This is a genomic window from Thermicanus aegyptius DSM 12793, assembly GCF_000510645.1.
Classification (GTDB): domain Bacteria; phylum Bacillota; class Bacilli; order Thermicanales; family Thermicanaceae; genus Thermicanus; species Thermicanus aegyptius.
Genome location: NZ_KI783301.1, coordinates 720,260 through 733,789, shown reverse-complemented (window position 1 = coordinate 733,789; position 13,530 = coordinate 720,260). Strand labels below are relative to the sequence as shown.

The 13,530-nt window shown below is 47.9% G+C and carries 17 protein-coding genes; all 17 read right to left on the bottom strand.

What is annotated here, in order from left to right; all coding sequences use genetic code 11:
• Positions 1-4 precede the first annotated feature (4 nt).
• Complete coding sequence (locus THEAE_RS19895; RefSeq protein ID WP_156920538.1) at positions 5-640, bottom strand: CheB methylesterase domain-containing protein; 636 nt, start codon at positions 638-640, stop codon at positions 5-7.
• A gap of 53 nt (positions 641-693) precedes the next feature.
• Positions 694-1,560: a MinD/ParA family protein gene (locus THEAE_RS0103915; protein WP_028986583.1), complete on the bottom strand. Its 867-nt coding sequence runs from the start codon at positions 1,558-1,560 to the stop codon at positions 694-696.
• A complete protein-coding gene (flhF, locus tag THEAE_RS0103910; RefSeq protein ID WP_028986582.1) occupies positions 1,557-2,804 on the bottom strand; it encodes a flagellar biosynthesis GTPase FlhF in 1,248 nt (415 codons plus the stop codon). The genes THEAE_RS0103915 and flhF overlap by 4 nt, the downstream gene beginning before the upstream one ends.
• A gap of 2 nt (positions 2,805-2,806) precedes the next feature.
• Positions 2,807-4,837 (bottom strand): flagellar biosynthesis protein FlhA, encoded by a 2,031-nt coding sequence (gene flhA / locus THEAE_RS0103905; protein WP_028986581.1) that lies wholly within the window; start codon positions 4,835-4,837, stop codon positions 2,807-2,809.
• Positions 4,838-4,929: 92 nt separating this feature from the next.
• Complete coding sequence (gene flhB / locus THEAE_RS0103900; RefSeq protein ID WP_028986580.1) at positions 4,930-6,036, bottom strand: flagellar biosynthesis protein FlhB; 1,107 nt, start codon at positions 6,034-6,036, stop codon at positions 4,930-4,932.
• A 1-nt stretch (position 6,037) separates the two neighbouring features.
• The gene (gene fliR, locus THEAE_RS0103895; protein ID WP_005588276.1) at positions 6,038-6,811 is read right to left on the bottom strand and encodes a flagellar biosynthetic protein FliR; all 774 of its coding nucleotides are present in this window, start codon (positions 6,809-6,811) and stop codon (positions 6,038-6,040) included.
• Positions 6,812-7,081, bottom strand: coding sequence for a flagellar biosynthesis protein FliQ (gene fliQ / locus THEAE_RS0103890; protein ID WP_028986579.1), 270 nt, complete (start codon positions 7,079-7,081; stop codon positions 6,812-6,814). It abuts the gene before it with no gap.
• A 12-nt stretch (positions 7,082-7,093) separates the two neighbouring features.
• The gene (gene fliP, locus THEAE_RS0103885) at positions 7,094-7,849 is read right to left on the bottom strand and encodes a flagellar type III secretion system pore protein FliP (RefSeq protein WP_028986578.1); all 756 of its coding nucleotides are present in this window, start codon (positions 7,847-7,849) and stop codon (positions 7,094-7,096) included.
• The gene (locus THEAE_RS0103880) at positions 7,839-8,492 is read right to left on the bottom strand and encodes a flagellar biosynthetic protein FliO (RefSeq protein ID WP_028986577.1); all 654 of its coding nucleotides are present in this window, start codon (positions 8,490-8,492) and stop codon (positions 7,839-7,841) included. Before THEAE_RS0103880 ends, fliP begins: the two co-directional genes overlap by 11 nt.
• Before the next feature lie 6 nt (positions 8,493-8,498).
• On the bottom strand, positions 8,499-8,861 hold the full coding sequence (locus tag THEAE_RS0103875; RefSeq protein WP_028986576.1) for a response regulator: 363 nt from the start codon (positions 8,859-8,861) through the stop codon (positions 8,499-8,501).
• A 24-nt stretch (positions 8,862-8,885) separates the two neighbouring features.
• Positions 8,886-10,055: a flagellar motor switch phosphatase FliY gene (fliY, locus tag THEAE_RS0103870; protein ID WP_028986575.1), complete on the bottom strand. Its 1,170-nt coding sequence runs from the start codon at positions 10,053-10,055 to the stop codon at positions 8,886-8,888.
• Positions 10,045-11,043 (bottom strand): flagellar motor switch protein FliM, encoded by a 999-nt coding sequence (gene fliM, locus THEAE_RS0103865; protein ID WP_005588111.1) that lies wholly within the window; start codon positions 11,041-11,043, stop codon positions 10,045-10,047. Before fliM ends, fliY begins: the two co-directional genes overlap by 11 nt.
• Before the next feature lie 66 nt (positions 11,044-11,109).
• Positions 11,110-11,547, bottom strand: a complete 438-nt coding sequence (locus tag THEAE_RS19890) for a flagellar basal body-associated FliL family protein (protein WP_005588113.1) — start codon at positions 11,545-11,547, stop codon at positions 11,110-11,112.
• Between the two features lie 5 nt (positions 11,548-11,552).
• Positions 11,553-11,783 (bottom strand): flagellar FlbD family protein, encoded by a 231-nt coding sequence (locus THEAE_RS0103855; protein WP_005588115.1) that lies wholly within the window; start codon positions 11,781-11,783, stop codon positions 11,553-11,555.
• A 43-nt stretch (positions 11,784-11,826) separates the two neighbouring features.
• Positions 11,827-12,639 (bottom strand): flagellar basal body rod protein FlgG, encoded by an 813-nt coding sequence (gene flgG / locus THEAE_RS0103850; protein WP_028986574.1) that lies wholly within the window; start codon positions 12,637-12,639, stop codon positions 11,827-11,829.
• 131 nt (positions 12,640-12,770) lie between these two features.
• Positions 12,771-13,157: a TIGR02530 family flagellar biosynthesis protein gene (locus tag THEAE_RS0103845; RefSeq protein WP_028986573.1), complete on the bottom strand. Its 387-nt coding sequence runs from the start codon at positions 13,155-13,157 to the stop codon at positions 12,771-12,773.
• Between the two features lie 74 nt (positions 13,158-13,231).
• Positions 13,232-13,510, bottom strand: coding sequence for a flagellar hook assembly protein FlgD (locus THEAE_RS19885; RefSeq protein ID WP_051430799.1), 279 nt, complete (start codon positions 13,508-13,510; stop codon positions 13,232-13,234).
• Positions 13,511-13,530: the final 20 nt, after the last annotated feature.

Genomic DNA, 13,530 nt, shown 5'->3' with positions numbered 1-13,530 from the left:
AGCTTCACCTCCCGGACACTTTGGCCCGTAAATATTCTGCGATTTTTTCTTTGGTAAGTATCAGATCAATTAACCCTTCTTCAATCGCCGATCTAGGCATTCCGAATACCACACAAGATTCTTCCGACTCGCCGATCGCCGTCACCTCTTTCGGATTGGAAACCTCTTTGATTTTTCGCAATCCGGCCGTACCGTCGCTCCCCATTCCCGTAAGCAAAATAATGGTCTTTTTCACCTCGTGGAGAGGAGCAAGGGATTCAAACAAGACATCAACGGAAGGACGGTGCCCCCCGCGTGGAGGAGTTGTCCCATCAATCTGAAGAAAGTAATGATATGCTTGGGATCGCTTTACCTGCATGTGATGATTCCCTGGCGCTATGTAAACATGTCCAGGTTCCAGCTCTTCTCCTTGGACCGCCTCACTCACCGTAAGGGAAGAGATCGCATTGAGGCGATCCGCCATCGCTTTGGTAAAACCGGACGGCATGTGTTGGACAACCAGAATCGGGTAAGGATAATGGGGAGGGAGATGTCGGATCACCACCTCTAAGGTTTTCGGGCCACCGGTCGATGTGCCGATGGCTACAATTTCCTCCACCCTGTTCTTAGACTTGTCCATCGATTGTACCAATTTCTCCACATCCTTCACCCTAAGGAAAAGCCTTTTTCGACAACATTTTCGTTGAAAAGACCTTATTTAATAAAATTCAACATTCGTTGCAAAAATCCTTTCATTCCCCTCCCTTCTTTCTCGATCTTTGGAAGAGGCAGGGAGAGATAACTTCTGGCAAGAGCCCTCAAATCTTCCGATGCTTTTGCCTCGGGATAGAGAAGAATAAAGGGTTCTTGCCGGCGTACTCCCCATCCTACGTGAGCATCTTCATGGATAAACCCCAGCAAAGGGAGTTCCATATGAAGAAACTTTTGGACCACCATTGATAAGCGTTCCCCTGTACTTCTTCCCTCCTGTGAGGAGTGAACCCGATTTACCACCAGGTTTGGAAGAATAAAAGGATCCTTCAGATGAATCATTTTGATCACCGCATAAGCGTCGGTTAATGAAGTAGGTTCAGGCGTTGTAATGAGAATCACCTCATCGGAGGAGAGGATGAAGTAAAGGGCTTCTTTTGTGAGTCCCGCTCCCGTATCGATTAGGATGAAGTCGGCATATCCATCCAACCTGTGAAGCTGATTCATAAGATTGCTTAATGCCTGCTCATCTAAGCTAAGCAAGCGGGTAAAACCGGACTGGCTGGCGATTAACTCTACTCCTCCAGGTCCTCTTTCCAGTATATCCCATATGGAGAGGCCCTGCTCAATCATTTGGAACAGATTTCCTTTGGGGGAAATCCCCATCAGAACATCGATGTTGGCCAGCCCTAAATCGGCATCGAGGATGACCACCTTCTTTCCTAATTGGATCAACGCCAGAGCAAAATTAAGGGAAAAATTGGACTTTCCCACACCCCCTTTTCCACTGGTAATCGTGATTACCTTAGCAGGCGGTTTACCTTCTTTCGCTCCCAAATGGCGACGGAGAGCATCAGCTTGATCTTTCATGATTTCTCTCCCCCTAACAGCAAATCGGCGAACCGTTCCGGCGTCAAAAATAAGAGATCATCTGGTACGCTCTGGCCGTTGGTAATATATGATAGGGTGATAGGATAATGGTAAGCAAGATTGAAGATGGCACCATGGGTTAGCGTCTCATCCAGTTTCGTAAAAATGACATGGTCGATACCAAGCTGCAAAAATTCTTCTACCAGTTCTTTCATATCCTTAAATTTGGTGGTTAAACTTAAGACAAGGTAGGTCTCCGAAGGAAGAGAGGAAGTAAGAAGTTCTTTCATTTCGTTGAGATAAACCCGGTCTCGATAATTCCGACCTGCAGTATCCATCAGAATGAGATCATAATGGGAAACGCGGGAAAGGGCCGGAGGCAGATCCTTGGGTGAAAAAATCACCTCCATCGGGATATTGAGAATGTTTGAATAGGTCTTCAGTTGATCAATCGCGGCGATCCGATAGGTGTCGGAGGTAAGGAAAGCCACCTTTTTTTTGCGATGGAGAAGGTATTCGGAGGCGAGCTTCGCAATGGTGGTGGTCTTTCCCACTCCTGTCGGTCCGATGATATGAACGAGGCGAGTCGAAGACTTTATTCCTCCCGTTAGGCGTGGACGAATCCATTCGATCAACTTTTCTTTAACCCGCATCCTCGCCTCTGCTTCCGACTGGGGAGCCCCATGATTCTCCATAAGATCGATGAAGAGTTTGATGACCAACTCCTCTTCCACTTCTTGTTCGATCAGGTGAGTATAGAGGGATTTATAATCTTCCGGTAGGGAAGAAGGAAAGTTCCGTCCTTCCACCCAGGTCCGAATTAGGCTTCTCATTTCTTTCATTTCCTGTAGGACCATCTTTTGCCATGGATCTTCCCCGTCCCCTTGCGTGGGGGAATCTTTTTCTTTTTGTTTCCCTTTTTCGCTTAGAGAGGTTCCCTGGTTTGGTTCCCTCCCTTGTTCTTGAGCTGTAGGGAGGGTGGCTTCCATTTTTGGTTTGGTCTCTGCGGAAAGAGGGGGTGGAGAGATCTTCTTTTCCTCCGGAATCGATGGAATTGGCTTAAAAGAAGGCGCCGGTTCATCGATCGCTGCGATCACTTCAAAGTGAACTTGCTTAAATAAACCTAAGAAGCCCCTGGTGCTTACCTTCTTCGTATCGAGAATAATGGCATCGCTGCCTAGATCTTTACGAATCTTTTCCACCGCTTCATTCACAGAGGAAGCGATATACCGTTTTACCCTCAAGGTTAGCTCACCATCCCAACACTCTGTATTTCTACATCCGGTTCAAGTTCATTATAGGAGAGAACAGGTAAATCAGGCAGGATTCGATCTAAAAGCTGCCGCAGGTACATTCGGGTTGCCGGGGATGCGAGGAGCAGGGGAGAAATCCCCATCTCCTGGGCTTTTTTCACCTGCTTGCTTAAATGATCGTAGATTTCTTGAGATTTCTCCGGAGACAAGGCGAGATAGCTTCCTTGTTCCGTATGCTGCACCGAATCGGCAATCACCTTCTCCAACGCGGGGCTTACATGAATCACCTTCAAAACGCTTCCTTCCTTCACATAGGTGGAGGTGATTTGCCTGGATAGGGCTTGACGTACATATTCGGTGAGGATATCCGGGTTTTTGGTATAGGCTGCGTGATTTGCGAGGGCTTCAAAGATGACCACCAAGTTTCGGATCGAAACCCGCTCTTTTAAAAGTTTGGCCAATACCTTTTGAATCTCCCCTACGCTAAGAAGAGAGGGAACCAATTCTTCCACCAGGGCAGGATGCGTCGTTTTTAGGTGTTCGATCAGCGCCTTCGTCTCTTCTCTTCCCAAAAGCTCATGGGCATGACGCTTCAGGATTTCGGTCAGATGAGTTGCAACCACGGAAGGGGGGTCAACCACCGTATAGCCGGATAGCTCCGCCTTCTCTTTCATCGTCTCATCGATCCAGAGCGCTTCTAGACCGAAGGCCGGTTCCGTCGTAGGAATCCCGGTGATGGAATCATCATCTATGCCCGGACTCATCGCCAGATAGCGGTCAAGAAAGATCTCCCCTTGGGCTACCCGACTTCCCTTTATTTTAATGGTATATTGATTGGGCTTTAACTGGATATTGTCACGAAAGCGGACCGTTGGAACAATAAAGCCCAATTCCAAGGCTAATTGCCTGCGGATCATCAGAACCCGGTCCATTAGATCCCCCCCTTGATTCGGGTCCGCCAAAGGAATGAGGGCATAGCCAAACTCGAACTCCACCGGGTCCATATCCAAGAGATTCAAGACGCTCTCCGGTCCCTTCGCAAGCTCCGCGTCTCTTTCCATTCTCTCCTCGATGAAAGCTTTTTCCTCTTTTTTCTTTCGGGCTCTCTCCATGGTATACCCCCCATAGAAAACGACCGCGCTCAAAGGAATGGTGATGAGATCGGGGATGGGAGTTAAGAGACCTAAGATAAAGAGGACTCCGGCGACCACATAAAGCAGCTTAGGATAGGAGAGAAGCTGTTGTAAAAGATCTTCCCCCAGGTTTCCCTCAGAGGCGGCCCTGGTTACAATGATCCCGGTCGCAGTGGAGATCAGGAGGGCAGGAATCTGGCTGACCAATCCATCCCCAACCGAAAGCAGGGTATAGACCGAGGCTGCTTCCTGAAGACTTTTTCCGTGGATCAAAGTTCCGATGATCAGTCCACCCAGGACATTAACCGCCAAGATGATGATGGAGGCGATGGCATCCCCCTTTACAAATTTACTCGCCCCGTCCATCGCTCCATAAAAGTCGGCCTCCCGTTCAATCCTGCGTCGACGATTCCGGGCTTCCTCTTCATGAATCAATCCCGCATTTAAATCTGCATCGATGCTCATCTGTTTTCCCGGCATGGCATCCAAGGTGAAACGAGCGGCTACCTCGGCAACCCGTTCAGACCCTTTGGTAATGACGATAAATTGAATGATGACAAGAATGAGGAAAACAATAAGACCGATAATGGGTTGACCTCCCACCACAAAATTACCGAAGGCCTTGATGACCTCCCCTCCATTCATCGTCGTCAAAATGGAACGGGTGGTGGAAACATTTAAGGAGAGGCGAAAAAGTGTGGTGAGAAGGAGGAGAGAAGGAAAGATCGAAAATTGAAGGGATTCCTTCGTGTTCATCGACACCAACAGGATGGTAAGAGAAAGAGAAATATTTAGGAGAATAAAGAAATCGAGAAGGAAAGGGGGAACAGGAATCACCATCATAATGACAATCATGATGACTCCCACCAATACACCGAGCTCCCTAAACATTTCTCCACCTCCTTTATGATCATGAACGTAACGGTAGAACATCGGGGTTACAGGCTTGCGCTACTTCGTGATGATCCATTAAAAGGGAATTTCTATGAGGGGTTTATCCTTCCGGTCCGCCTTTTCAATTGATAAACATAAGCGAGAACTTCGGCAACCGCTTTAAAGAGATCTTCAGGAATGGATTCCCCAATCTCTACCCTTCGATAGAGCGTCTGGGCCAAGGGTTTGTTTTCCATGAGAGGAATGTTATGCGCTCGGGCGATCTCTTTGATGCGAAGCGCCAAATAATCTTGTCCCTTTGCGATCACGACGGGAGCCTTCATTTTTCCCGCCTCATAACGAAGGGCAACGGCAAAGTGTGTCGGGTTGGTGATCACCACATCCGCCTTAGGGACTTCCTGCATCATCCTTCGCATGGCCATCTGCCGCTGCCGCTCCCTAATCTTCGATTTAATCAGGGGATCACCCTCTATTTTTTTCCATTCATCCTTAATCTCCTGTTTTGACATCCTCAGGCCCTTGTTATATTCATATCTTTGAAATAAATAATCAAGGAAAGAGAGAATAACGAGCACGATGGCAATCATAACACCCATTTTAAAAATGATCTCGTACACATAGTGTTCGATGCTGTTTATGGAGTATTGGGATAACGTGAGAAGATGATCCCGCTCATTCCATAGAATGATGTATGCGACGCCTCCTACCGCTGCAACTTTTATCAGAGATTTGACCAAATCTACGAAGGCACGGAGGGAAAAGATTCTTTTCAACCCTTGGATGGGATTAATTCGTTCCCATTTCGGCTTTATGGGCTCCAAGGTTAAAAGAGGCCCCACTTGCAAGGCATTGGATAGGATTCCCACAGCCATCACCACCGCCAAAAAAGGAAGAAGAGGTTGGATGATCATACCCAACATTTGCATGGAAAGATTCCCTAACGTCTCAACATTCATTGGTTGATCGGAATAGTTGCTTAAGACGAGGGGAAAGAGTTGTTTAAAAAGAGTAAGAAAACCACTCCCAAAGAGGAGAAGGGAAAGCATCCCGGCGAGAAGTCCAAAAGCGGACGGAATCTCCTGACTTCTGGCCACCTGCCCCTTCTCCCTGGCCTCCTGCCTTCGCCTAGGGGTTGCAGGTTCCGTTTTTTCCTCAGCAAAAAATTGAAGTTGTAGGGAATAGGGAAAATGATTCACTCTATCTCACCATTTGTCGTGTAAATTGGCCCAAAGAATAAAAGAGATCGGAAAAGAGAAGTTGTAAAGCGTAGAAAAAACCGGGAAGTATGATGAGAAAAAGCCCAAAGGCAGCTAAAATCTTCATCGGAAAACCAACCACAAAAAGATTGAACTGAGGAACCGTTTTAGAAACAAAGCCGAGCGCTACATCGATCAGAAAAAGGGTAACGATCAACGGGGCCGCAATCTGGACAGCGATGATAAACGTCTTGATAAAAAGATTTAATACCTCATCTGCGATTCTCCCATTTTGAACGGGAACCAATTCTCCTAAGGGGACAAGAAAAAAACTGTTCAAGATCCCTTGAATGAGAAGATGATGCCCTCCTGTGGAGATGAGGAAGAGTATTCCCAAGATATATTTTAAATTGCCCATGATGGGATTGCTTAACCCCGTCTGGGGATCAATAATGTTGGCGAATGCGAAACCCATCTGAAGATCGATAAATCCTCCTGCCGTCTGTAAAGCGTAAAAGAAGAGGGCACCGACAAAACCTAATGATAGACCCACAAAAATCTCTTTCATCACCAAAAAAAGATACCGCCCGTCGAAAGAAAGACTTTCCCCCGTCCCCACCACCGGAACCGTCAGGATGGAAAGAAATGCAGCCAAGCCGATCCTGAAGGGAGCAGGAACGCCATAGGTACTGAAATAGGGAGCCAGCAGGAAAAAACTGGTCAATCGGAACAAGATCAAAAGAAATGGAGGCAAGTATTGAAAGAGGAGGTCCAATTACATCACCACCTGAAGAATCAACTCAAATATATGGTTGGTAAAGGTGATGAGATAGGAAAGCATCCACTTTCCAAAGATGAGAAAGGATAAGAGAATAACTACAATTTTTGGGATAAACGCCAACGTCTGTTCCTGAATCTGAGTGGTCGCTTGGAAAATGCTTATAATGAGACCGACCACCAGACCTAATCCCAAGGCCGGCGCAATAAGCAAGAGGATCGCCATGATCGCCTCTTCTCCTACCTTTAGGACCATCTCCTGGCTCACAATTCTTCCCCCTTATTGAAAACTTTCAAGCAAGGTCTGTACCACCAGATGCCAGCCATCGACTAGGACAAAAAGCAGAATCTTAAAGGGAAGAGAAATCATCACAGGCGGAAGCATCATCATCCCCATTCCCATTAAGATGCTGGCCACCACCATGTCAATGACCAAAAAGGGCACGAAGATGAGAAAACCGATTTGAAAGGCGGTGGACAATTCGCTGATGGCAAATGCAGGGACGAGGGCAACAAGGGGAATCTCTTCTACCTTTGTTACTTTTGGATAGTTCCCGTAAGAGAGAAAGAGTTCCAAATCCTTCTGCCGGGTATGTTTCGCCATAAATTGTTTGATAGGAAGTTCAGCCTTTTGCAGGGCTTCGGTCTGAGTCAACTTCCCCTGTAAGTAAGGTTGTAGGGCTTGATCGTTGATCTGCATAAACGTAGGCGCCATGATAAAAAAGGTTAAAAAGAGGGCAAGCCCGATGAGAACTTGGTTGGGCGGCATCTGCTGGGTTGAAAGTCCCGTTCTTACGAAGGAGAGTACCACGACGATGCGAGTAAAACTTGTCATCAGGATCAATATCGCCGGCGCCAAGGATAAAACCGTAAGAAGCAGAAGAAGTTGAATAGAAACCGCCGATCCCGTTCCTCCCCCCGTAATTTGCACATTAATCCCCGGAATAGGGTCTCCTGGGGCAGCGGTGCTCGCCGAAGGAGAGAGAAAGAGGAGAACAAGGAGGAAAACCCCAAAGATCGTTCTCTTACGCTTCATCTTTTCCTCTTCCCTCCCCTTCCCTCTCCCCTCGGTCCTCCCTGGTACGCAACCGTTCCAACTGGCGAAGCAGCTCTTCCTTGAAGTCATCCTTTCCCTCTTCCCGGCGTCGTACATCTTTTTTCAACCTTTTCTTGAAAGGATAAAAAAGAATTCTTCCTTCTCGATTCATGGCTTGAGGGGGGGCCAATTCTTCTAAAAGGGTGGATACCTCCTCTTCTTTCTGAAAATGATAGAGAAGATTTATATTCTCCCCTACGCCGATTAAAAAAAGATGTGAACCAACTCTTACGAGTTTTATCGATTTCTGCTGGGAAAGCCAGAGGGAGGCTACCACCTGCACAGAAGCTCCTCCGGTCTTCCTTCTTCCTCTTCCCATCCATTTCACAAAACCAAGGAGGAGAATAAGGACAATGGCCAGAGCGAGAAGGACCTTCCCTGCCAGCGCCCAGTAAGAGGGTGGATTTTTCTCTCCTTGTCCGACCCATTTCCCTCCCTCATTGCTCGTACCTTCCTGGTCCGACTTTAGGTATTGGTCCACACTGGGATCCGGACCTTTTAATGCATAAGCGGAAGCTGGATCGATGAGGTCGAACCGGAAGAAAAAGAGAAGGATGAGGAGGCATCGTCCAATCTTCCCCATCGGAGATTACCCCAATGTTTTCCGGACCGCTTCGATCACCCGGTCTGCCTGAAACGGTTTTACGATAAAATCTTTCGCTCCCGCTTGAATCGAATCAATCACCATGGCTTGTTGGCCCATGGCGGAACACATGATCACCTTGGCCTGGGGGTCTATTTTTCGGATCTGTTTCAACGCTTCAATGCCGTCCATCTCAGGCATTGTTATGTCTAAGGTGACCAGATCCGGTTTTAATTCCTGGTATTTCTCCACCGCCTGCACTCCATCGGTCGCTTCCCCTACCACCTCAAAGCCATTTTTCGTTAAAATGTCTTTAATCATCATTCGCATAAATGCTGCATCATCAACTACGAGTATTCGATTCCCCATCCATGATCCTCCTCAGGTCTCTAATTACAGTTTTTGAAGTCGCTCCCATTGGCTGATGATCTCTGTAATTCGCACACCAAAATTCTCATCAATCACTACGACTTCCCCTTTTGCCACCAGCTTATGGTTTACCAGAATGTCAACCGGTTCGCCTGCTAACTTATCCAGCTCCAGGATCGAACCAGGCCCAAGTTCCAGAATATCTTTAATATAACGCTTTGTTCGACCCAATTCTACTGTAACTTGCAGAGGAATATCCATAAGCAAATTAAGGTTTATTTCGTTTTGGGGAGTTAATGTCGGGTTTTTTTCAAAATTGGCGAACTGAACGGCCTGTACCTGAGGTTCCGGATTCTTCATCCTCTGGTTCCTGCTCTCTTGAATGGGAGGAGAAGAATGGCTTAAAGGGGCAGGCTCACTTCTCGCCCGCTTTTCTTCCTCCCGAGATGACACGTCCTTTCTTTCCTCTATTCTCTCCTCCTTTTTTTCTTCATTCGGAGATGCTCCTCCGCCCAAGAGCGACTTCGCCAATTCCTTGGCGAAGGAAAGGGGGAGAAGCTGCATGATGGACGATTGAATAAGAGAACCGACCTTAAGGTTGAAGGCAATACGGATGAGGGGATCTTCCTCAAAAACCGGTACATTTACTTTTCCGGCCGGTATATCTAAGATGTCTACTTTTGGAGGAGAGATATTGACCAGCCTTTGAAAAAGGGAAGACATGGAGGTAGCCGCAGCGCCCATCATCTGGTTCATCGCTTCCTGACATGCGCTCAACTCCATTTCTCCCAATTCGGTGGCGGGGGTTTCTCCGGTGCCCCCCATCATGAGGTCGGCGATCACCGCCGCATCCCTCGTCTTAAGTACCAGTAGATTTGTCCCTGTAAATCCCTGCGTGTATTCTACCTGTACGGAAACATGGGGATGAGGGAATATGGTAGACAATTCTTCTTTTTTGAGCAGACTAACTTCCGGGGTCGTTATATCTACTTTCTGTCCTAACAAGGTGGAGAGGGCTGTGGAGGCATTCCCGAAGGTAATATTCCCAATTTCCCCCAGAGCGTCTTCCTCTAGAGGGGTTAAGTAGTTTTCTAACTCCTCTCCCCTCTCTTCGACGACCTCTCCCTCGCCGATATTCCCTTGTCTTAACAGAGCATCGATCTCTTCCTGGCTCAACATATCTTTACTCTCCATCCTCTTCTTCTCCCTCCTTTACGATTTCATCAATTCGAACGGCTAATCGGCCATTGTAAATTCCAGGACGGCCCAGGAATTTCTTCTTCTCTCCGAGAAGGATGGGCAACGCATCATCGATTCCTTGATCTAGGTGGATCACATCTCCCTTGGTGAGATGGATGAAATCCCCGATGGTGATGGTGGAAGACCCTAAGAGAACACGGATGAGAAGTTCTGTTTGCCTGATCTTCTGCGTTATCTGCTCTGTTTGAGCGGGGTCCGGCTTTTTCTGCTTTTCTTCCAACCAATAATGGGCCGTCAGTTTAGGCATGAGGGGTTCCAGGACCACATGAGGAAGACAGAGATTAATCATCCCGCTGATGTCCGCGATCTTCGTGGTGAAGGAGATGACCGCGACGGTTTCATTGGGCGATACAATCTGCATAAACTGGGGGTTCGTTTCTAACCCCTCCAGTTCCGGTTCCAGTTCGACCATCGATTGCCATGCTTCTCTAAAGCTCTCCAACGCCTTCCGAAAGATGCGCTCAATCACGGCCAATTCAATCTCAGTCATCATCCCCATCTTAATGGGGCCATTATCATGCCCCCCTAAATAGCGCTCCAACATGGCATAGGCGATAATTGGATTAATCTCCAGAACAAAGCGGCCCTCCAGAGGAGCCACGGAAAAAATCCCCAACGTCGTGGTCTTCGGAATGGAGCGAATAAATTCTTCATAGGGCAACTGATCTACACTTGCCACCGTGATATGGACATAGGTGCGTAGCTGGGCGGAGAAATACGTGGTAAGAAGCCTGGAAAAATTTTCATGGATACGGGTTAAGCTTCTGATTTGGTCCTTTGAGAAACGAAGGGCTCGCTTAAAATCATAAACCCGTACTTTTTTGCTCTCTTCTTCCTTCTTTAGTTGGTCAACATCCATCTCCCCGGACGAGAGCGCTTGAAGCAAGGCATCGATTTCCGATTGGGATAATACCTCTGTCAAGTTTTCACCCCCCCTTCTTGCGAACTGTGTCGATCTCCCTTACATTCTTATTGAAGAAGGTTCGGTTTACTGAACGATCTTCCTCGTCGTTACCACCCTGACCACCTTGCCCTCTTTCAAAATGGAGTCGATGCGCTTTTGAATGGCATCCTCCATCTTTTTCACCCCATCATCCCCTACCAATTGGGTGGAATCCATCGAGGATAGAACCCCCAGAATCTCCCTCTTGATGAGAAATAACCCTTTCTCCGCCTCATCCTTCGCTTTTTTATTGGAGAGAATGATGGTATATTCCATGACGGCATAGCGGTTATCCTTTAAATTGGTGGTCATCTCCCCGGTATTAATGGACATGGCCGCCATTTCGTCCATATTTCGGAACACACCATCCGCTTGTGTTGCAGGAGGAGTCAAGACAAATTTGATCAACAGCAAGGTGGTGATGGCTAAGAGGCTAATGGCAACGAGCAAAGCGATGGAAAAACCTAAAAGTTTATTCTTCATCGGCGCTACTCCTCATCTTCTCTCTTCGTAGACTCAATCCGGGAGGGAAAGGAGGGAAGGGAGAGACTCCGGAAATAGTCCGTTACTCGCGCCACTACTTCTTCTGCCGATTCCTTTACCAGCAGTTTTTTGCCTGAGGTGAGCGTAATCACCGTATCCGGAGTAGATTCCACGGTCTCGATTAAAAAAGGGTTTAAGTAATATTCCTCCCGGCTAAAACGGGTTAACCGAACCATCTCCCTATCCCTCCTTCTTTACTCGTTAGGTCTACGATCTCCTTTAACGCTTCAGATTAACCAATTCCTGTAAAATTTCATCGGAAGTGGTGATGATGCGGGAGTTCGCCTGGAAACCACGTTGGGCCACGATCATCTCCGTAAACTCATTGGTAAGATCCACATTGGACATTTCCAGTTGCTCTGCGATGACCTCTCCCCTCCCATCCTGTCCTGCCGTTCCGATCAACGCAAGGGGATCTGTTTCCGGATCTGCATTTAAGGTGAGGCGGTAGAGGGAATTGCCCATCTTCTCCAGCCCCCCTGGATTTCTCACCCTTGCCACGCCGACCTGCAAATCGGTATTGATCGTCCCATCATTCAGGACTTGAATAATCGTCCCATCCTTCGCGATGGAAAAACTCTCCACCGTATCTTCCAATGTGATGGGGGCACCATCGGCGCCTAACACGAGAAAGCCTTGGGGAGTCACCAATTGATAACTGGCATCGACGGTAAAATTGCCGGCGCGGGTATAAAAGACATTCCCCGCCGGATCCTGGACGGCGAAAAAGCCATTCCCGTCAATCCGGAGATCGGAGTTAACCCCTGTGGTCATGGCGCTTCCACCGGTATGGATGGTGTCGATGGCGGCTACCTGGGAGCCTAGGCCTACCTGTTTTGGATTTACCCCTCCCCGAACCCCATCTACCGGTGCGGTAACACCGGAGAGGGTCTGGCTTAGGATATCGGAGAACATCACCCGTCCCGCCTTAAAACCAATCGTGTTCACATTGGCAATATTGTTGCTGATCACATCCAGTTTCGTCTGAAATCCCCGCATGCCGGAAATTCCTGAATATAGCGATCGAAGCATTTCTCATCCTCCTCTACTTTTCCTCTTCTTTTCTCCCTACGTGAAAGAGGTCGCTTCCCACTGATCACAGAGCGCATCTCGGATCCTGCTTCCGTCAATCGGCAGGATCAAGGTTCCCTGACGGTCCAACCCTAGTACAAGACGGCACTGTCGATATGGGTAAAGAGATTCTCCTTTGCCTGTGCTTTCTCAAGGGCTGTAATCACCATTCGGTTCTTCACGCTGACGACAAAGAAGAGATCGTCTACGATGACCAGCGTTTCCTTCGATCCTTTCTCCCCTGCTTTGGTCACTGCTTTTTCTAAACGATGGGTAAGCTCCGGGGAAAGCTTAATGCCCCGCTCAATCAACCGCTCTTCGGCGTGGCGGCTGAAGGAGATGGGAGGATTTTGCCGCTCCTTCTCTTCCTCCAAATAGGAAGCGAAATCTAGCCCTACGTTATCCCCCTTATTCGAAGGCCGGGTGGGAGAAGGCAATGGAGGAGGAACGATTTGTCCAATTCTCCATGTTTCGTCCATCTTACTTACCCCTTTTCTTTGTGTTTAAGCCGAATGAGAAGGGTTCGTTCTACCCGGAAACGGCCGGAGACGTCTTAACCCCCTTGGGCAGGAGAAGTCCCCTTCAGCATCTCTTTAATTTCTGCCACAGCTTGATTTAACTGAATCAATTGCTGAACAGAGGAGAACGTGGCCATTTGGGCGATAAAATCTCGGTCTTGCATGGGCTGGAGAGGGTCCTGATACTTTAACTGAGCTACAAGAATCTGCAAAAAGGCATCTTGCCCCAAGGTATTTCGGCCTTCCGGATTTGTGCTCCCTTGATTTGTTCCCGCTGTTCCGATGACGGAAGATGAACGGATCGTGTTATCCATTTTCTTTCCTCCTTTCTTCT

Excerpts from the sequence above, each read along its gene's own strand:
- THEAE_RS0103880 (WP_028986577.1), bottom strand. The coding sequence starts at position 8,492 with ATGGGGAAGATTGGACGATGCCTCCTCATCCTTCTCTTTTTCTTCCGG.
- THEAE_RS19885 (WP_051430799.1), bottom strand. The coding sequence starts at position 13,510 with ATGGATAACACGATCCGTTCATCTTCCGTCATCGGAACAGCGGGAACA.
- THEAE_RS0103915 (WP_028986583.1), bottom strand. The coding sequence starts at position 1,560 with ATGAAAGATCAAGCTGATGCTCTCCGTCGCCATTTGGGAGCGAAAGAA.
- flgG (WP_028986574.1), bottom strand. The coding sequence starts at position 12,639 with ATGCTTCGATCGCTATATTCAGGAATTTCCGGCATGCGGGGATTTCAG.
- THEAE_RS0103875 (WP_028986576.1), bottom strand. The coding sequence starts at position 8,861 with ATGGGGAATCGAATACTCGTAGTTGATGATGCAGCATTTATGCGAATG.
- THEAE_RS0103845 (WP_028986573.1), bottom strand. The coding sequence starts at position 13,157 with ATGGACGAAACATGGAGAATTGGACAAATCGTTCCTCCTCCATTGCCT.
- flhA (WP_028986581.1), bottom strand. The coding sequence starts at position 4,837 with ATGTTTAGGGAGCTCGGTGTATTGGTGGGAGTCATCATGATTGTCATT.
- fliY (WP_028986575.1), bottom strand. The coding sequence starts at position 10,055 with ATGGAGAGTAAAGATATGTTGAGCCAGGAAGAGATCGATGCTCTGTTA.
- THEAE_RS19890 (WP_005588113.1), bottom strand. The coding sequence starts at position 11,547 with ATGAAGAATAAACTTTTAGGTTTTTCCATCGCTTTGCTCGTTGCCATT.
- THEAE_RS0103855 (WP_005588115.1), bottom strand. The coding sequence starts at position 11,783 with ATGGTTCGGTTAACCCGTTTTAGCCGGGAGGAATATTACTTAAACCCT.
- fliP (WP_028986578.1), bottom strand. The coding sequence starts at position 7,849 with ATGAAGCGTAAGAGAACGATCTTTGGGGTTTTCCTCCTTGTTCTCCTC.